18 protein-coding genes are annotated in these 19113 nt (G+C 61.7%); 10 read left to right on the top strand and 8 right to left on the bottom strand.

The features are described from left to right. Positions 1-5: 5 nt before the first annotated feature. Positions 6-926 carry a choline ABC transporter substrate-binding protein gene (choX, locus tag AB4O12_RS21805; RefSeq protein WP_056791166.1) on the top strand — a complete coding sequence of 307 codons (921 nt, stop codon included), beginning with the start codon at positions 6-8 and terminating at the stop codon, positions 924-926. A 256-nt stretch (positions 927-1182) separates the two neighbouring features. Continuing rightward, positions 1183-2751: a SulP family inorganic anion transporter gene (locus tag AB4O12_RS21800; protein ID WP_353188842.1), complete on the top strand. Its 1569-nt coding sequence runs from the start codon at positions 1183-1185 to the stop codon at positions 2749-2751. A gap of 77 nt (positions 2752-2828) precedes the next feature. Here the strand turns inward: AB4O12_RS21800 and aroE are convergent, their stop codons facing one another. Together aroE and hemF are read right to left on the bottom strand one after the other, a co-directional pair. After that, positions 2829-3650, bottom strand: coding sequence for a shikimate dehydrogenase (gene aroE, locus AB4O12_RS21795; RefSeq protein WP_460059726.1), 822 nt, complete (start codon positions 3648-3650; stop codon positions 2829-2831). A gap of 9 nt (positions 3651-3659) precedes the next feature. Then, positions 3660-4574, bottom strand: a complete 915-nt coding sequence (gene hemF / locus AB4O12_RS21790; RefSeq protein WP_024014963.1) for an oxygen-dependent coproporphyrinogen oxidase — start codon at positions 4572-4574, stop codon at positions 3660-3662. A 150-nt stretch (positions 4575-4724) separates the two neighbouring features. Here hemF and AB4O12_RS21785 point away from each other — a divergent pair, with 150 nt between their 5' ends. Beyond that, positions 4725-5702: a quinone oxidoreductase family protein gene (locus tag AB4O12_RS21785; protein WP_252887065.1), complete on the top strand. Its 978-nt coding sequence runs from the start codon at positions 4725-4727 to the stop codon at positions 5700-5702. 179 nt (positions 5703-5881) lie between these two features. Here AB4O12_RS21785 and AB4O12_RS21780 read toward each other — a convergent pair whose 3' ends face one another. The 4 genes from AB4O12_RS21780 to AB4O12_RS21765 all read right to left on the bottom strand — a co-directional run bounded on the left by AB4O12_RS21780 (position 5882) and on the right by AB4O12_RS21765 (position 9632). Further along, positions 5882-6550 (bottom strand): hypothetical protein, encoded by a 669-nt coding sequence (locus tag AB4O12_RS21780; RefSeq protein ID WP_460059725.1) that lies wholly within the window; start codon positions 6548-6550, stop codon positions 5882-5884. Positions 6551-6811: 261 nt separating this feature from the next. After that, complete coding sequence (locus tag AB4O12_RS21775) at positions 6812-7369, bottom strand: L-threonylcarbamoyladenylate synthase type 1 TsaC (RefSeq protein ID WP_039757175.1); 558 nt, start codon at positions 7367-7369, stop codon at positions 6812-6814. Positions 7370-7424: 55 nt separating this feature from the next. Then, positions 7425-8522 carry a DNA-processing protein DprA gene (dprA, locus tag AB4O12_RS21770; RefSeq protein WP_460059724.1) on the bottom strand — a complete coding sequence of 366 codons (1098 nt, stop codon included), beginning with the start codon at positions 8520-8522 and terminating at the stop codon, positions 7425-7427. 84 nt (positions 8523-8606) lie between these two features. Then, positions 8607-9632, bottom strand: a complete 1026-nt coding sequence (locus AB4O12_RS21765) for a LysM peptidoglycan-binding domain-containing protein (protein WP_150743208.1) — start codon at positions 9630-9632, stop codon at positions 8607-8609. Positions 9633-9791: 159 nt separating this feature from the next. On the opposite strand from AB4O12_RS21765, the gene def reads away from it, so the two are divergent. The 5 genes from def (at position 9792) to AB4O12_RS21740 (ending at position 14483) form a co-directional block, all read left to right on the top strand. After that, positions 9792-10298 carry a peptide deformylase gene (def, locus tag AB4O12_RS21760; protein WP_095182315.1) on the top strand — a complete coding sequence of 169 codons (507 nt, stop codon included), beginning with the start codon at positions 9792-9794 and terminating at the stop codon, positions 10296-10298. A 56-nt stretch (positions 10299-10354) separates the two neighbouring features. Continuing rightward, complete coding sequence (gene fmt, locus AB4O12_RS21755; RefSeq protein WP_353188840.1) at positions 10355-11314, top strand: methionyl-tRNA formyltransferase; 960 nt, start codon at positions 10355-10357, stop codon at positions 11312-11314. After that, positions 11311-12621: a 16S rRNA (cytosine(967)-C(5))-methyltransferase RsmB gene (gene rsmB, locus AB4O12_RS21750; RefSeq protein WP_460059723.1), complete on the top strand. Its 1311-nt coding sequence runs from the start codon at positions 11311-11313 to the stop codon at positions 12619-12621. The genes fmt and rsmB overlap by 4 nt, the downstream gene beginning before the upstream one ends. 21 nt (positions 12622-12642) lie before the next feature. Next, positions 12643-14019: a Trk system potassium transporter TrkA gene (gene trkA / locus AB4O12_RS21745; protein WP_041476512.1), complete on the top strand. Its 1377-nt coding sequence runs from the start codon at positions 12643-12645 to the stop codon at positions 14017-14019. 149 nt (positions 14020-14168) lie between these two features. After that, positions 14169-14483 carry a tetratricopeptide repeat protein gene (locus AB4O12_RS21740; protein ID WP_460059722.1) on the top strand — a complete coding sequence of 105 codons (315 nt, stop codon included), beginning with the start codon at positions 14169-14171 and terminating at the stop codon, positions 14481-14483. 57 nt (positions 14484-14540) lie between these two features. On the opposite strand, the gene AB4O12_RS21735 is transcribed toward AB4O12_RS21740, so the two are convergent. Together AB4O12_RS21735 and tag are read right to left on the bottom strand one after the other, a co-directional pair. Continuing rightward, complete coding sequence (locus AB4O12_RS21735) at positions 14541-15428, bottom strand: lysophospholipid acyltransferase (RefSeq protein ID WP_310218551.1); 888 nt, start codon at positions 15426-15428, stop codon at positions 14541-14543. Between the two features lie 41 nt (positions 15429-15469). Further along, positions 15470-16027 carry a DNA-3-methyladenine glycosylase I gene (gene tag, locus AB4O12_RS21730; protein WP_460059721.1) on the bottom strand — a complete coding sequence of 186 codons (558 nt, stop codon included), beginning with the start codon at positions 16025-16027 and terminating at the stop codon, positions 15470-15472. Positions 16028-16108: 81 nt separating this feature from the next. Between tag and glyQ the strand changes: the two genes are divergently transcribed. Beyond that, positions 16109-17062, top strand: coding sequence for a glycine--tRNA ligase subunit alpha (gene glyQ / locus AB4O12_RS21725; RefSeq protein ID WP_003187265.1), 954 nt, complete (start codon positions 16109-16111; stop codon positions 17060-17062). After that, positions 17059-19113, top strand: coding sequence for a glycine--tRNA ligase subunit beta (gene glyS / locus AB4O12_RS21720; protein ID WP_460059720.1), 2055 nt, complete (start codon positions 17059-17061; stop codon positions 19111-19113). Before glyQ ends, glyS begins: the two co-directional genes overlap by 4 nt.

The raw sequence follows: 19113 nt of genomic DNA, 5'->3' as shown, positions 1-19113 counted from the left end.
AGTCCATGCGCAAGTTATCCACAGCTGTCACTGTCGGCCTGATCGCATTGAGCAGCGCCTCGGCGTTCGCCGAGCAAAGCTGCGAAACCGTGAAGATGGCCGATCCGGGCTGGAGCGACATCGCCGCGACCAATGCCATCACCGGGTTTCTGCTGGACGGCATGGGCTATAAGGCCAAAGTCGACACCCTTGCCGTGCCGATCACCTTCGGCGGTTTGAAGGATGGCCAGGTTGACGTGTTCCTCGGCAACTGGATGCCGGCGCAGCAGGGCTTCTATGACAAGTTCGTCGCCACCGGTGATGTGACGCAATTGGCCAAGAACCTGGAAGGCACCGAATTCACCCTCGCCGTCCCCGACTATGTCTGGGAGGCGGGTGTGCATGATTTTGCCGACCTGAACAAATTCGCCGACAAGTTCGACAAGAAAATCTACGGCATCGGTTCGGGGGCGCCGGCGAACATTTCGCTGCAGGAGATCATCAAGAAGAACGACTTCAACATGGGCCAGTGGAAGCTGATCGAGTCCAGCGAACAGGCGATGCTCGCCGAAGTGTCGCGGGCGGTGAAGAAACAGAAATTCGTCACCTTCCTCGGCTGGACCCCGCACCCGATGAACGTGCAACTGAAAATGCGTTACCTCAAGGGCGGCGAAAAATACTTCGGCGACACCGGCAGCGTATTCACCCTGACCCGTAAGGGCTACGCCGAGGCCTGCCCGAATGTGGGCAAGTTACTGACCAATCTGGCCTTCACCCAGGACATGGAGAACAGCATCATGGCCGAGGTGGTGAACAAGAAGGTCAGCAATGCCGAAGCGGCGAAGGCGTGGATCAAGGCCAATCCGGCGGTGCTGGACAAGTGGCTGGACGGGGTGAAGACCGTGGATGGCAAGGATGCGTTGGTGGCGGTGAAGGCCAAGCTTTGATCTCAGGGTTGCTGGAATAGCGTTCGGCTGGAGATTTTTGCCCCCTCACCCCAGCCCTCTCCCCCAAGGGGGCGAGGGGGAAAGGGAGCCGATCGCTGTTGAATCGAAACTTGCGTTCAACGCCGAAATCGCAGGTCGGTGAATCTTCAACAAACAGCTCGGTCAGTCCCCTCTCCCTCAGGGAGAGGGCTAGGGTGAGGGGCTTTTACACCTGACACCCTGATAACCTTGAACAAAACCCCAACCGCGAGGACCCATGGCCTTCCCCAGCCGCCATTCACTTTTTCCTTTCCTGAGCTGGTTACCGCGGCAAACCCGCGCCAGCGTCGGGCGGGACCTGATCGTTGGCCTCAGCGGTGCGATTCTCGCCTTACCCCAGTCGATTGCCTACGCGCTGATTGCCGGGCTGCCACCGGAATACGGCCTGTATGCGGCGATTATCCCGGTGTTGATCGCCTGCCTGTGGGGGTCGTCATGGCATCTGATCTGCGGCCCGACGGCGGCGATTTCGATTGTCCTGTACGCCAGCGTCAGCCCGCTCGCGGTGCCGGCTTCCGAGGACTACATCACCCTGATCCTGCTGCTGACGTTCCTTGCGGGGATTTTCCAGTGGTTGCTCGGCTTGCTGCGCTTTGGCGCACTGGTGAATTTCGTTTCGCATTCGGTGGTGCTCGGCTTCACCCTCGGTGCCGCCGTGGTGATCGCCATCGGGCAATTGCCCAATCTGCTCGGGCTGGAATTGCCGGCCAACACCACAGCGCTCGCCAGCCTGATGGACCTGTTGCGGCATCTGGGGGCTGTGGATAAGCCTTCGCTGATGCTCGGCGTCGGCACGGTAATCGTCGGCGTGGCCCTGAAAAAACTTCTGCCGCGCTGGCCGACGCTGTTGCTCACGCTGGTGCTGGCCAGTCTGCTGGTGTGGATCTGGCCAGCGATGTTCGGCCATGTGCATCTGGTCAGCGCTTTCGTCGGACGCCTGCCGCCGTTCAGTACGCTGCCGCTGGATCTGGAGGCTATCCTGCGCCTGCTGCCAAGCGCGGTGGCAGTGGGCATGCTCGGGCTGGTCACCAGCCTGTCGATTGCCCGCTCGATTTCGGCGCGCTCGCAACAGTTGCTCGACGCCAATCAGGAAGTCCGCGCACAGGGTTTGTCGAACATCGTCGGCGCGTTCTTTTCCGGGTCGCTGTCCGCCGGATCGTTTACCCGCTCGGGATTGAGTTACGAGGCGGGTGCCTGCTCGCCGCTGGCCGGGGTGTTTTCGGCGCTCTGGGTGGCGCTGTTCGCGGTGTTCGGCGCCGGGCTGATCGCGCATATTCCGATCCCGGCCATGGCCGGCAGCATCCTGTTGATCGCCTGGGGTCTGGTCGATCACCGGGGCATTCGCGCTTTGCTGCGGGTCAGCCGTGCCGAGTTCGTGGTGATGGCCCTGACCTGTCTTGCGACCTTGCTGCTGGAATTGCAGACGGCGATTTACGCCGGGGTGCTGGCGTCGTTGTTCTTTTACCTCAAGCGCACCTCGCAACCACGGGTGCAGCATTGGCGCGACGGTGACGACGATGTGCTGCGCGTGGGCGGTTCGATCTTTTTCGGCGCCAGCCATTACCTGCAAGTGCGCCTGCAACGCCTGCATGGCGCACGGGTGGTGATCGAGGCAGAGCAGATCAACTTCATCGATTATTCGGGGGTGGAGATGCTGCATCAGGAAGCGCGACGCCTGCTGGGCCAGGGTCGCAGCCTGACCCTGCGCCGGGCGCGGCCGCCGGTCGTGGAGGAGTTGAGGAAGCTGGAAGGGGCTGAGAAGTGCCCGATCAGGTTTGAGGATTGATCTGATATCGCGGTGGTGATGCGATTCGCGAGCAGGCTCGCTCCCACATTGATCGTATTTCAATGTGGGAGCAAAGCTTAAAGGGCCAGTTGGCGGCGCAGCTCGGCGAGTACCGGCGCGGTATCCGGGCGTACGCCACGCCACAGCCAGAACGCCTCGGCTGCCTGTTCGGCGAGCATGCCCAGACCATCCATCGCCAGCGCCGCGCCGTGCTCAGTGGCCCAGCGGCAGAACGCGGTCGGTTCCTTGCCGTACATCATGTCGTAGCACAGCGTCTGGCCTGGCTCGATCAGGCTTGGCGCAATCGGCGGCACGTCACCGGTCAGGCTGGCGGAGGTGGCGTTGATGATCACGTCCACCGGTTCGCGCAGCCAGTCGAAACCACTGGCCGACACCGGCCCGAGGTCGCAGAACAACTCGGCCAGCAGTTCAGCCTTGTCCACGGTGCGATTGGCGATGATCACCGAGGCCGGCTTCTCCGCCAGCAATGGCTCCAGCGCACCGCGCACCGCGCCGCCAGCGCCGAGCAAAAGGATGCGCTTACCGGTCAGGCTGAACCCGGCATTCACCGTCAGATCGCGGACCAGGCCTGCGCCATCGGTGTTGTCGCCGAGCAGTGAGCCATCGTCCAGTTTGCTCAAGGTGTTCACCGCACCGGCGCGCTGCGCGCGGGCGGTCAGACTGTCGGCCAGACGGTAGGCGTCTTCCTTGAACGGCACCGTCACATTGGCGCCGCGCCCTTCGCGAAAGAACGCCTTGGCGTAGCCGACAAAATCATCCAGCGGCGCCAGCAGCGTGCTGTAGTCGAGGCGCTGGCCGGTCTGTTCGGCGAACAACTGGTGAATCATCGGCGACTTGCTGTGGCCGATCGGATTACCGAAAACGACGTAACGATCCATCACCCGTCCTCAGGCCTCGGCCAGCCAGTCGCGATCCTGCAGGAAGTAATCGGTCAGGCGCGCTTCTGCGCTGCCCGGCTCGGCCTTCCAGTCATAGCCCCAGCGCACTTGCGGTGGCAGCGACATCAGAATCGATTCAGTGCGGCCACCCGATTGCAGACCGAACAGCGTGCCACGGTCGTAAACCAGGTTGAATTCGACGTAGCGGCCTCGGCGGAATTCCTGGAATTCGCGCTGCTGGGCAGTGAAGGCGTCGTTCTTGCGCCGTTGCACGATCGGCAGGTAGGCCTCGATATAGGCATCGCCGATGGCGCGCATGAAGGCGAAACTGGTGTCGAAATCCCACTCGTTCAGATCGTCGAAGAACAGACCGCCAATGCCACGTGGCTCATGACGATGCTTGATATGGAAATAGGTGTCGCACCAGGCCTTGTAACGCGGATAGACGTCCGCACCGAACGGCGCACAGGCTTGCTCGGCGACGCGGTGCCAATGAATGCAATCTTCCTCAACGCCGTAATACGGGGTCAGGTCGAAACCGCCGCCAAACCACCAGACCGGTTCTTCGCCTTCTTTTTCAGCAATGAAAAAACGCACGTTGGCGTGGGAGGTCGGCACATGCGGATTGTGCGGGTGGATCACCAGCGACACGCCGAGCGCCTCGAAACCACGCCCGGCCAGTTCCGGCCGATGGGCGCTGGCCGAGGGCGGCAGGCCGCTGCCGAATACGTGGGAAAAATTGACGCCGCCCTTTTCGATCAGCGTACCGTTTTCCAGCACGCGGGTGCGCCCGCCACCGCCCGCCGGCCGGGTCCAGGCGTCTTCGACGAAGCATTTGCCGCCGTCTTCGGTTTCCAGTGCAGCGCAGATGCGGTCTTGCAGATCGAGCAGATAGGCCTTTACGGCGTCGGTGCGGGTCGTCATGGCTTCACCTTGAATCGGGCGGCGCCCCGGCAGGCGGGCGGCGCAAATGGGCGCGTAGCATACCATCGCAGACCGGCGCGCCGCAGTTGACGAAGATCAAGCAGGGGAGTTGGATAGAGGGCTTAGCAACGACCCAAGGAGAGCAGGCAGATGGCAAAGCGTATCCAGTTCCGCGCCCACGGCGGTCCCGAAGTGCTCGAACATGTTGACTACGAACCCGATGAACCCGGGCCGAATCAGGTGCGCGTGGCCAACCAGGCGATCGGCCTGAACTTCATCGACACCTATTACCGCAGCGGCCTCTATGCACCACCCGCGTTGCCGTCCGGCCTGGGTTCGGAAGGCGCCGGCACGGTCGAAGCGGTGGGCAGCGAAGTCACCCGTTTCAAGGTCGGCGATCGCGTGGCATACGGCAGCGGCCCGCTCGGCGCCTATAGCCAGCTGCATGTTCTGCCGCAGGACAATCTGGTGCACCTGCCCGATGAAATCAGTTTCGAAACTGCCGCCGGGGTCATGCTCAAGGGTCTGACCGTGCAATACCTGCTGCGCCAGACCTACCAACTGCAGGGCGGCGAAACCATTCTGTTCCACGCCGCAGCCGGTGGCGTCGGCTCGCTGGCCTGCCAATGGGCCAAAGCGCTGGGCGTGAAGCTGATCGGCACCGTCAGCTCGAAGGAAAAAGCCGAACTGGCCAAGGCCAACGGCGCCTGGGCCACCATCGACTACAGCCATGAAAACGTTGCCGAGCGCGTGCTGGCGCTGACTGACGGCAAGAAAGTCCCGGTGGTGTATGACGGCGTCGGCAAGGACACCTGGCTCACGTCCCTGGACAGCGTGGCACCACGTGGCCTTGTAGTGAGTTTCGGCAATGCTTCGGGCGCAGTCGACGGCGTCAACCTGGGCATTCTTGCCGCGAAGGGCTCGTTGTACGTCACCCGGCCTACGCTGGCGACCTACGCCAACAACGCCGAGAACCTGCAGCGCATGGCCGACGAGCTGTTCGAGATGATCATCAGCGGCAAGCTGAAGGTCGACATCAGCCAGCGCCATGCATTGGCCGATGCGGCAAAAGCACAAACCGAACTGTCGGCACGGCGCACTACCGGTTCCACGATTCTGTTGCCATAACGCTTCAAGTTGATACTCGGTGAACTCTTCCATGAGTTCGCCGAGTATCTTTCAGCTATATCAAGTACATCTTCCGGTGAAGCTTCTTCGCCGCTGGCCTACGACCGGAAAACTTCCTGCGCAACTTCTTCGGCTCGTATACAAGCCATTTCTCTGCCCACTCTTCGATTATTGGCGGATCAATACTGACGGTTATGAACATCACGATACTCCGGCTGATGCACGTTCATGTTCACTGGCTGATCCAGGGCCATCAGAATTTGCCGCCATTCGGCGGACAACAGCCAATAATCGCCCCGGGCACGCTGCTCGATATGCATGGCGTGCGAAGCGATCGGTGTCAGGCCGAAGCGCTGAAACAGTTGCCGCTGTGGCGATCTGCACAAGGCCGTGACCCCATGATATCCGCGATCGATCGCCCATTCGGCGGCGGTGGCGAGCAGGCCATTGATCGACACCGGCCGGTGCTGCTGGGAATGGGTGATCAAGCGACTGAATTCGACATGCCGTGCCAATGCCACAGTGGGAGACACGTGATGCTGCGCCAGTGAGGCCCATTCGAACGGCGCCGGGGTTGCCCGCAGCACTGCAATGAGTTGATCTCGCTGGTAGAGCAAGAAGTGCGTACTGCGCGAGGTGATCGCCAAGCGGGTTTCCAGCGCCCGGGCTCTGGAGGTGAGCATGTAATGCTGCAATCGCAGGCGAAAATGCCGACCAATGAAACGCTCGAATTCTCCGGCGTCCGACCCCGCCTCAAGAATGGCCACTCGATAGTCGGCCTGTTGATTCTTGAGTGTCTCCTGAAAGCCCTGCAGATAATCCTTGAGGTGTAAATCCGTAATATCCATTACTTCTCCGCAGCCATTAACATTTCGAAGTTGTATCAAGCACATTGAAAGAATGGTTGCTTTTGAAAATCTCGCCACTGCACGCGTTCTGATAATCGCGTAGGAAAACTTACAGATATTGCAGAGTCGAAGATCCGTCTGACGCATGCAAGAACAATGGCAACGGATAAGTTTTAAGCGAGTGCAGGAATAAACTGCAGGCATGCGCAAAACTCCTCGTCGATAGCGCCGAGGAGTCCGCAAAAAATAAAAAGAATGGCGTCAGTCAGGACGAACGACGTTACCGGTGGCCAGGTCGCGGATCACGCTGGGATTCTTGCGCCCGCCAAGGCTCCCGCCGAGCACCAGATCGACCTGCCCACGGAAATACTGCTCGATGCGCAAACGCGTGCGCGCGGGCGGTCGCCCCTGTGGATTGGCTGATGTCGAGATCAGCGGCCCGACCAGCGAGCACAAGTCGCGCACCTGCGGGTGATCGCTGACTCGCAGCGCCACGGTGTCATGCACGCCTGTGACCCATTCCGGCAACAGGTTCTGGTGCGGCACCAGCCAGGTGTTCGGCCCCGGCCAGGTGCTGGCCATGCGGTCGATCCAGTCCTGCGGGAAGTCCTCGAAGAGGAAATCGAACTGGCGGATATTGTCGGCGACCAGGATCAGCCCTTTGCTCACCGAGCGATTCTTGATCGCCAGCAAGCGGTCCACTGCGTCTTCGTTCCACGGGTCGCAACCCAGCCCCCAGACGGCTTCGGTTGGATAGGCAATCACCGCGCCGGCGCGAACTTCACGCGCGGCTTGTTGCACACGCCAACTGTTGACCATGAAAAAACTCTCCACAAACAGGTTTCGCGCAGTTTACCGATCTTCATCGTAAAACCTAGCTTGACCGCGCCAACCAGCGACCGTTTTCGCATACCGCACGGCCTTCGATTTCCAGCTCGGTCAACGTTGCCAGCACTTTCGGCAACGCCCAGCCACAGCTCGCGGCCAACGCCTCGCTGTTGTGGGGCGCCGCGTGCAACAGCGTCAGCAACGGATGATCAGCCTGCGGCGGCGCTGTGGATAGCAACGGTTGCTGCCAGCCGCGCAGGGCTTCGAGGATATGTTCGATAGTCTCCACCAACACCGCCCCGTCGCGAATCAACTGATGACAACCGCGCGCGCCGGGGTGATGGATAGAGCCCGGAATGGCATAAACCTCGCGCCCTTGCTCTGCCGCCAGCCGCGCGGTAATCAACGAACCGCTGGCAACACTGGCCTCGACCACCAGCACGCCAAGGGATAACCCGCTGATGATGCGATTGCGCCGGGGGAAGTTGCTCGCGGTTGGCCCGGCGTCCAGCGGAAACTCCGAGAGCACCGCGCTTCCCGACGCAATCATCGCCTCAGCCAGGCGTTTATTGCGCTGTGGATAAAAATTCTCCAGGCCCGTGCCAAGCACCCCCACGGTCAACCCGCCAACGTCCAGAGCAGCCTGATGGGCAGCGGCATCGATGCCCAGCGCCAGACCACTGGTGATGACAAAACCGGCCCCGGCCAGACTGCGAGAAAACGCCGCCGCCGTGTCCATGCCCGGGCGCGAAGCGCGGCGGCTGCCGACCATCGCCAGTTGCGGTTTTTCCAGAATCGACGGATCGCCGGCGACGAATAACAGTGGCGGCGGGTCAGGAATCTGCGCCAGCAACGCTGGATAGTCCGCCTGGTCCCACATCAGCAAATGTTGACCGGGGCGCTCTAGCCAGCGCATTGCGTGGCTGGCGCCGTCGCGCACCGTCGGACAACGCCGTGCCTCGGCGCACGCCGCCGGCAATCCCAGCGAGCGCCAGGCACTGGCCGGCGCGCTGAGGGCTTTGGACGCCGAGCCGAAGGCTTCGAGCAGTTTGGCAAAACGCTTGGGGCCGATATCCGGCATGCGGTGCAGGCGCAGACGCGCCTCCAGTTCCGCCGGGGAAATGGCTGTACTGACAGACAACATGAATGGATCATCCTTGATCGTTCGATGCTCCGAACCATTCGGAACAAGCTGTGGATAACTCTGTTGGTAACTTGTTAAGCAAGCTTACGGATTTCGCACCTTGTCGAGCACCGCCAGCGAGCGTGAAGCATTGAGGACCAGGCCGTAACTGAGTTTGTCGTAGGTGCGGAACACCATCAGCAGGCCGGCTCGTTCATCGGGAATTTTCAGCGGTTGGCCGGTAATCCGGTCGCGCACCGTTTCGCCGGTTTTCATCACCGCCAGGACATTGCCTTCGGCCAGACCGTCACGTTTGCCTTTGTTCAGGGTAACCACGTCCATCACACCGATCTGCGTGACGCCGCGTGGCACGTCGATGATCAGGCCGTCGATGGAACGCTTCGGCGCGCTGGGCATGAACGTTGAATTGATCGAACGTTCTTCACCGCCGAACAAGCGGTCACCGAGGCGCACTTCCTGGGTGGTGCGTTGCAAGGCGAGAGTGGCGACGTCGCCTTCGGTGGCAACAACCTCGCCGCCGCCGATATCGTCGGCGTTGATGCCGAGGAATTCCTTGGTCTGCGGGTCAGTGTAGACCTTGCCCTGGCGGAAGATGCCGTACACCGGTTGCTCCGGATCGAAATGGCCACGGGCGAAGATGCGGTCACCGGTACCGCTGAGCACCCGTTCGGCATCGCCGGCGACGATGTACGGCGCCTTGTCGAAGTCTTCGGCCTTGTCGACGATGCGATTGCTCAGCAGAAAACTGTTGATCGATTTCAGCGGAATGCTCGGAATCGCCTCGGCCACCGGGCTGGTGCGAATCCGTGGCGAGAGCTTGATGGTGCCGCGCGACTCGCCACGCTGGACGGTCAACTGCGGTTGGCCGTTGACGTAGCTGAGTGTCAGCGTGTCGCCGGGATAGATCAGGTTGGGGTTTTCGATCTGCGGGTTGGCCCGCCACAGTTGTGGCCACTGCCACGGCTCGCGCAGGTATTTGCCGGAAATGTCCCAGAGCGTGTCCCCGGAAACCACCGTGTATTGCTGTGGAAAACCATCCCTGAGTTGCACTTGCCCTTGCGCGGCGCCGGCCGAAGCCAGAAGCAGCAGGGCGAGTAGTGTTTTCCTCATGCAGTGAATCCCTTTATCATGTGCATTCGCGTGAATCGTCAGAGCCCCCGTGGCTCGCTTCTGTTTTTCAGAAGCTACGCTTCACAACGGTAGCCTGCATCTTCGGACCCGCCAGGCCATCGACCCGACTTTACTCAACGTGTGCAGCAATCGAAGCCTATGGCCATTTTAAACATCCTCGAATTTCCGGACCCGCGTCTGCGCACTATCGCCAAACCAGTGGCTGTAGTGGACGACGAAGTGCGTCAGTTGGTCGACGACATGTTTGAAACAATGTATGAAGCGCCGGGCATCGGCCTCGCCGCGACCCAGGTCAACGTGCACAAACGTATCGTCGTGATGGACCTGTCCGAAGACCGCACCGAGCCACGGGTGTTCATCAACCCCGAGTTCGAATCGCTGACCGACGAGATGGACCAGTACCAGGAAGGCTGCCTCTCGGTACCGGGTTTCTACGAAAACGTCGACCGCCCGCAGAAGGTCAAAATCAAGGCGCTGGACCGCGACGGCAAGCCCTATGAGCTGATCGCCGAAGGCCTGCTCGCGGTGTGCATCCAGCACGAATGCGACCACCTCAACGGCAAATTGTTCGTCGATTACCTGTCCACGCTCAAACGCGACCGGATCAAGAAGAAGCTGGAAAAGCTGCACCGCCAGAACGCTTGATGCCCCTCTTCAAAGGCTTGCTGCGGCAAGCCTTTTTCTTTTATGAGACGCCCTTCATGACTGAGCCACTGCGCATCGTTTTTGCCGGTACCCCGGAATTCGCCGCTGAACACCTCAATGCCCTGCTGAGCAGCCCGTACGAGATCGTCGCGGTCTACACCCAGCCGGATCGCCCGGCCGGCCGTGGGCAAAAACTCATGCCGAGCCCGGTCAAACAACTGGCCCTGGAAAATAATATCCAGGTGTTGCAGCCGCCGACCTTGCGCAATACCGACGCTCAGGCAGAGCTGGCCGCGCTGAAGCCGGATCTGATGGTGGTGGTCGCTTACGGTTTGATCCTGCCGCAAGCGGTGCTGGATATTCCGCGTCTGGGTTGCATCAACAGCCACGCGTCGTTGCTGCCGCGCTGGCGCGGTGCGGCGCCGATCCAGCGCGCGGTCGAACACGGCGATGCCGAAAGCGGTGTAACGGTGATGCGCATGGAGGCCGGGCTGGATACCGGGCCGATGCTGCTCAAGGTCGTCACGCCGATCAGCGCGCAAGACACTGGCGGCACCCTGCATGATCGCCTCGCCGAGATGGGTCCGCCCGCCGTGGTGCAGGCGATTGCCGGTCTGGCTGCCGGCACCCTGCAAGGTGAGGTGCAGAACGATGAGCTCGCCACTTACGCGCACAAACTGAACAAAGACGAAGCACGCATCGACTGGAGCCGCCCGGCGGTGGAGCTGGAACGTCTGGTCCGCGCCTTCAATCCATGGCCGATCACCCACAGCACGCTCAATGGCGAAGCGTTGAAAGTGCTGGCCGCGACCGTGGCCGAAGGCACTGGCGCTCCGGGTGAAATCCTCAGCGCCAGCAAGGACGGCCTGATTGTCGCCTGCGGTGCACAAGCGCTGTGCCTGACCCGCCTGCAATTGCCCGGCGGCAAGGCGCTGAACTTCAGCGACCTGTTCAACAGCCGTCGTGAGAAATTCGCCGTCGGCAGCGTGCTCGGCGCTGCGGTGGAAGCGCAATGAACCCGCGTCTGGCCGCCGCCAAGGCGCTCGCCGCCGTACTCAGCGGCAAGGCTTCGCTGAACAGCTCCCTGCCGACGCAACTGGACAAGGTCGAGGATCGTGATCGCGGTTTCACTCAGGATCTGGCCTTCGGCACCGCACGCTGGCAGCCACGCCTGTCGGCATTGGCGGAAAAACTTCTGCAGAAACCGTTCAAAGCCGCCGACGCTGATGTCGAGGCGTTGCTGCTGGTCGGTCTGTATCAACTGCTCTACACCCGGGTACCGGCCCATGCCGCGATCGGCGAAACCGTCGGCTGCGCAGACAAGCTGAAAAAGCCCTGGGCCAAAGGTCTGCTCAACGCCGTGCTGCGCAATGCCCAGCGCGAAAGCGAGACGATCTTCGCCGAACTGGAACGCGACCCGGTGGTGCGCACAGCTCACCCGCGCTGGCTGCAAAAATCCCTGAAGGCATTTTGGCCCGAGCAGTGGGAAGCGATCTGCGCAGCGAATAACGCGCATCCGCCAATGATCCTGCGGGTCAACCGCCGTCATCACAGCCGCGATGCTTATCTGGCGTTGCTGGGCGAAGCCGGGATCGCCGCGACACCGTGCGTTTACAGCCGCGACGGCATCGTCCTCGAAGCCGCTGCCGACGTGCGCAGCCTGCCGGGTTTCGCCGAAGGCTGGATCAGCGTGCAGGACGAAGCCGCGCAACTGGCCGCCGACCTGCTCGATCTGGCCCCGGGGCAGCGGGTGCTCGACGCCTGCTGCGCCCTCGGCGGCAAGACCTGCCACATCCTCGAAGCCGAACCGGCGCTGGCCGGGGTGGTGGCGGTGGATCTGGAAGCCAAGCGTCTGGTGCGGGTGAAGGAAAACCTCGAGCGCCTCGGCCTCAACGCTGAACTGATCGCCGCCGACGGTCGCGATATCGACAAATGGTGGGACGGCAAGCCGTTCCAGCGCATCCTCCTCGACGCGCCATGCTCGGCCACCGGCGTGATCCGCCGTCATCCGGACATCAAACTGACCCGTCAGCCGGACGACATCGTTGCCCTCGCGCAACTGCAAGGCGAACTGCTCGACGCCATGTGGAAAACCCTCGAAGTCGGCGGCATCCTGCTCTACGCCACCTGCTCGACGCTGCCGACCGAGAACACCGAAGTCATCGCCGCGTTCCTCGAGCGCACCCCCGGTGCCCGTGAACTGGATCTGGCCACAGCGGCCGGCATCAAGCAGCCCCATGGTCGCCAGTTGCTGGCCCAGCAGGGCGGGCATGACGGGTTTTACTACGCCAAGCTGATCAAGATCGCCGCCGCGCGCGGCTAAACGGATTCATGGAGTGACTGGATGAAAATCATCATCCTCGGTGCGGGACAGGTCGGCGGTTCGCTGGCCGAACATCTGGCCAGCGAGGCCAACGACATCACTGTGGTCGACACCGATGGCGAGCGCCTGCGCGACCTCGGCGACCGCCTCGATATCCGCACCGTGCAGGGCCGGGGCTCGCTGCCCTCGGTGCTGCGTCAGGCCGGTGCCGACGACGCCGACATGCTGGTAGCGGTGACCAACAGCGACGAAACCAACATGGTTGCCTGCCAGGTCGCCCACACGCTGTTCCACACGCCGACCAAGATCGCTCGCGTGCGCGAAGCGTCGTACCTCAATCGCGAGGAACAGCTGTTCCAGAACGAAGCGATTCCGGTCGACGTGCTGATCAGTCCCGAGCAGGTCGTGACCAACTACATCAAGCGCCTGATCCAGCATCCCGGCGCCTTGCAGGTGATCGACTTCGCCGAAGGCGCGGCGCAACTGGTGGCGGTGCGCGCCTATTACGGCGGGCCGCTGGTGGGCCAGCAACTGCGCCAGTTGCGTGAGCACATGCCGAACGTCGAAACCCGCGTAGCGGCGATCTTCCGCCGTGACCGGCCGATTTTGCCGCAGGGCGACACAGTGATCGAGGCCGATGACGAGGTGTTCTTCATCGCTGCCCGTGAGGACATTCGCGCAGTGATGAGCGAAATGCGTCGCCTCGACGAAACCTACAAACGCATCGTTATCGCCGGGGGCGGGCAGATCGGCGAGCGCCTGGCCGAGGCGATCGAAAGCCGTTATCAGGTGAAGATCATCGAGATGAGCCCGGCGCGCTGCCGCTACCTCTCCGATACCCTCGACAGCACCGTGGTCTTGCAGGGCAGTGCGTCGGATCGCGATCTGCTGCTGGAAGAGAACATCGCCGACGCCGATATCTTCCTCGCCCTGACCAACGACGATGAAGCCAACATCATGTCGTCGCTGCTGGCCAAACGGCTGGGGGCGAAGAAGGTCATGACGATCATCAACAATCCGGCCTACGTCGACCTGATCCAGGGCGGCGACATCGATATCGCCATCAGCCCGCAACTGGCGACCATCGGCACCCTGCTCGCCCACGTACGTCGAGGCGATATCGTCAGCGTGCACTCACTGCGCCGCGGCGCGGCGGAAGCGATCGAGGCGATTGCCCACGGTGATGCGAAATCCAGCAAGGTCATCGGCAAGCCGATCGAGAAGATCGGCCTGCCACCAGGCACCACCATCGGCGCAGTGATCCGCAACGAGAACGTGATCATCGCCCACGACGACACGGTCATCGAAGCGGGTGACCATGTGATTCTGTTCCTTGTGGATAAAAAGCATATTCGCGATGTGGAAAAGCTGTTTCATGTGGGGTTGAGCTTTTTCTGACCTGAAGACAACGTTGCCCGTGATGGCCCCTTCGCGAGCAGGCTCGCTCCCACAGTGGAATGCATTCCAAATGTGGGAGCGAGCCTGCTCGCGAAAGCGGTTTGACAGACTCGCAGGTTCTCTGACGAACAATAGAAAGGAATCCGCCAATGCTCGAATCCCTGGAAAAAATGCTCGCCAAGGGTGTGGATAACGCGCTGTTGCGCTTCGGTCTGGGCAAGGGTTATCTGGACCTGGGTGAAAACGCCAAGGCTGCCGAGCATTTTCAGCGTTGTGTCGCTTTCGATCCGAAATACTCGGCAGCGTGGAAGCTGCTGGGCAAGGCGCAGCTGACGCTAGGCGATCACGCCGCTGCGCGTCAGGCCTGGGAACAAGGCTTGGAAGCGGCCCGCGCCCACGGTGACAAACAGGCCGAGAAGGAGATGACGGTATTCCTGAAAAAGCTTGAGCGGCAGGCGCCTTGAGCTACCGATTGAGCAAGGCGAGCCCGTCTGCATCAACCGTCACCCCATCGAAGTTGCTCAGTACCAGCGCGCCTCGCCCGGCGGACGCTTCTTGAAGCGTTTCATGCTCCACATGTACTGGCTCGGATACGCCGCAACATAACGTTCCACTACCTTGCTCATCGCCGCGCAGGACTCTGCGGTATCGGTGCTGTACATCGCTTCGGGCGCGGCTTCGAGAATGACTTTGTAGCCCGAGCCGTCAGGCAGGCGCAGGGCGTGCAGGAACACACCGACCGCTTTGCCGCCGGCCAGCATGTTCGGCACGAATTTGCTGGTCAGTGCCTGAGTGGCAAAGAACGGCACGAAAATCCCTGCGGATTCGGCCGGTTCCGGGTCGGCGGGGATGCCCACGGCACCGCCCTTACGCACTTCCTTGATGACGCTGAGAATGCCTTCCTTGGTCGACGCCGCGACCTTGTTGCCCAGCTGCACGCGCTGTTTGCGCAGCAATTCATCCACTGCCTTGAGCTTCGGCGGACGGTAGAAAATGATCGGTTTGCACTGGCTGCAATAGAAGTGGTTGAGCACTTCCCAGTTGCCGAGGTGGCTGGTGATGCCGACCACGCCTTTACCCGAGGCCAGCGCGTCTTTCAACACATCTAGGCCTTCGACTTCGCGGACCAGATCGATCGAGCGCTGCGCCGGCCAGATCCACGCGCAGGCGCTTTCGGTCAGCGACTTGCCGATGTCCTTCAGACTCTGTCCGACCAGACGCTCACGTTCGGCCGCATCCATCTGGGGAAAACACTTGGACAGGTTGATCCGCACCACGTCGCGGGAACGGTTGGGGATTTTCCACATGATCCAGCCGATCGCCGAACCCACGGCCTGCACGGCTCGCCATGGCAGCAGGGCAAACAGCCGCAGAGCGCCTACCAGCAAGGCGCCTTTAAACTTTTCCACAGGTCACTCCTGATCTTTGTGCTGTGCGCGAGGCGGGCATTCTAACCGGCGTTGGCGAGCTGCGCGTAGCGGTCGCAATCCTGGGTGTGGTCCATGACCATGCCCGAGGCCTGCATCAGCGCGTAGCAAATGGTCGGACCGACGAAGGTGAAGCCGGCTTTTTTCAGCGCCTTGCTCATGGCCAGCGCTTCGGGGGTGATCGCCGGGACTTCGCTGCGATCCTTGAAATGATTGATGATCGGTTGGTCGCCCACGAATGACCAGAGCAACGCCACCGGATCCTCCAGCGCCAGCCACGCCTGGGCATTGCGCCGGGCGGCGTTGAGTTTCAGGCGATTGCGGATGATGCCCGGATCGAGCATCAGTTCGTCGATCTCGGCGTCACTCATCTGCGCCACGCGCTGCAAATCGAAGCCGAACAGCACCTGACGGTAACGCTCGCGTTTGCGCAGCACAGTGATCCACGACAACCCGGCCTGGAACCCTTCGAGCAAAAGCAACTCGAACAAACCCTGCGCATCGCGCAGCGGCGTGCCCCACTCCTGATCGTGATAAGCCATGTACAGCGGATCTTCGGTACACCAAAAGCAGCGTGGCATAAGGCTCCAGGGGGCGTGCGCAGCAACGAATCGGGTATACTCCCGCTCTTTAAATCGCAGCCCAAGAAACAGGTGAATTTCGTGAGCCAGCCTACGCCAGCCGTGCGTACCTTCCAAGACTTGATCCTCGCGCTCCAGCAATACTGGGCCGAGCAAGGTTGTGTGGTACTTCAGCCCTACGATATGGAAGTAGGCGCCGGCACTTTCCACACCGCGACCTTCCTGCGCGCCATCGGCCCGGAAACCTGGAACGCCGCGTACGTGCAGCCAAGCCGCCGTCCGACTGACGGCCGTTACGGCGAAAACCCGAACCGTCTGCAGCACTACTACCAGTTCCAGGTAGTCCTGAAGCCGAACCCGGACAACTTCCAGGAACTGTACCTGGGCTCGCTCAAGCATGTCGGCCTCGACCCGCTGGTGCACGACATCCGCTTCGTCGAAGACAACTGGGAATCGCCGACCCTCGGCGCCTGGGGTCTGGGCTGGGAAGTCTGGCTCAATGGCATGGAAGTCACCCAGTTCACCTACTTCCAGCAAGCGGGCGGCATCGAGTGCTACCCGGTGACCGGCGAGATCACCTACGGTCTCGAGCGCCTGGCGATGTACCTGCAAGGCGTCGATTCGGTCTACGACCTGGTCTGGGCTGACGGCCCGTTCGGCAAAGTCACCTACGGCGATGTGTTCCACCAGAACGAAGTGGAGCAGTCCACTTACAACTTCGAACACGCCAACGTCGACAAACTGTTCGAGCTGTTCGACTTCTATGAAAGCGAAGCCAAGCGCCTGATCGAACTCGACCAGCCGCTGCCGTTGCCGAGCTACGAAATGGTGCTGAAGGCGTCGCACACCTTCAACCTGCTGGATGCGCGCCGGGCGATCTCGGTGACTGCGCGTCAGCAATACATTCTGCGCGTACGCACCCTGGCGCGTTCCGTTGCGCAAGCCTACCTGCTGGCCCGCGCCAAGCTGGGCTTCCCGATGGCGACCCCGGACCTGCGTGACGAAGTACTGGCCAAGCTGGAGGCTGCACAATGAGTGCGCAAGATTTTCTGGTTGAACTGGGCACCGAAGAACTGCCACCCAAAGCCCTGAACACTTTGGCTGATGCGTTCCTCGCCGGTATCGACAAGGGCCTGCAAGCCGCTGGCCTGAGCTACGAAAGCAAAACCGTTTATGCCGCGCCACGTCGTCTGGCTGTGCTGATCACTGCGCTGGCCACTCAGCAGCCGGATCGCAGCATCAACCTCGATGGCCCGCCACGTCAGGCCGCGTTCGACGCTGACGGCAATCCGACTCAGGCCGCCCTGGGCTTTGCCAAGAAGTGCGGCGTCGAGCTGAGCGAAATCGAGCAGAGCGGTCCGAAACTGCGTTATAGCCAGAACATCGCCGGCAAGCCGACCGCGAGCCTGCTGCCGACCATCGTCGAAGATTCGCTGAACGACCTGCCGATCCCGAAACGCATGCGTTGGGGTGCGCGCAAGGAAGAATTCGTGCGTCCGACCCAGTGGCTGGTGATGCTGCTCGGTGACCAGGTCATCGATTGCACGATCCTCGCGCAGAAGGCTGGCCGTGAATCCCGTGGTCACCGTTTCCATCATCCGGAGAGCGTGCGCATCGGTTCGCCATCGAGCTACCTCGCCGACTTGCGTGCCGCTTACGTATTGGCCGATGCCAACGAGCGTCGCGAGATCATCAGCAAGCGCACCGAAGAGCTGGCCACCCGTCAGGAAGGCACGGCGATCGTGCCGCCGGCACTGCTCGACGAAGTGACTGCGCTGGTTGAATGGCCGGTGCCGCTGGTGTGCTCGTTCGAAGAACGCTTCCTCGACGTGCCGCAGGAAGCGCTGATCACCACCATGCAGGACAACCAGAAGTATTTCTGCCTGCTGGATGCCGACGGCAAGTTGCTGCCACGTTTCATTACCGTGGCCAACATCGAAAGCAAAGACCCGCAGCAGATCATCGCCGGTAACGAGAAAGTGGTGCGCCCACGCCTGACCGACGCCGAGTTCTTCTTCAAGCAGGACAAGAAGCACAAACTCGAAGACTTCAACCTGCGCCTGCAAAACGTGGTGTTCCAGGAAAAACTCGGCAGCGTCTACGACAAGGCCGAGCGCGTTTCCAAACTGGCCGCGTACATCGCCGCACGTATCGGCGGCAACGCCTCGTGGGCTGCCCGCGCGGGCCTGCTGTCGAAGTGCGACCTGGCCACCGAAATGGTTGGCGAGTTCCCGGAGATGCAAGGTGTCGCCGGTTACTACTACGCCCTCAATGACGGCGAGCCGCAGGACGTCGCGCTGGCGCTGAACGAGCAGTACATGCCACGCGGTGCCGGTGCCGAATTGCCAGCGACCCTGACCGGTGCAGCCGTGGCGATCGCCGACAAGCTCGACACTCTGGTCGGCATCTTCGGTATCGGCATGCTGCCTACCGGCAGCAAAGACCCGTATGCCCTGCGCCGTGCGGCACTGGGCGTGCTGCGTATCCTGATCGAGAAACAACTGGACCTGGACCTGAACGACGCCGTGGCTTTCGCGGTGAATGCATTCGGCGGCAAGGTCAAGGCTGCCGGCCTCAACGATGCCGTGCTGGACTTCATCTTCGACCGCCTGCGTGCGCGTTATGAAGACGAAGGCGTCGACGTCGCCACCTACCTGTCGGTACGTGCATTGAAGCCGGGTTCGGCGCTGGACTTCGACCAGCGTGTGCAGGCGGTGCAGGCTTTCCGCAAACTGCCGGAAGCGGCAGCGCTGGCGGCGGTGAACAAGCGGGTGTCGAACCTGTTGAGCAAAGTCGAAGGCTCGGTACCGACCGTGGTCGAGGCGAAGTATTTCGACAATGCCAACGAGTTCTCGCTTTATTCGGCGATCCAGCAAGCGGATCAGGCGGTGCAGCCAATGGCCGCGGCGCGTCAGTACAACGAATCGCTGGCACGCCTGGCGGCACTGCGCGAGCCGGTCGACGCGTTCTTCGACGCGGTGATGGTCAATGCCGACGACGCCAATGTGCGAGCTAACCGCTACGCGCTGCTGGCGCGCCTGCGTGGCCTGTTCCTCGGTGTTGCCGACATTTCGCTGCTGGGTTGA

The sequence above is a fragment of the Pseudomonas sp. S2_A05 genome (assembly GCF_054668485.1).
This window is presented reverse-complemented; position numbering and strand designations above follow the sequence as displayed.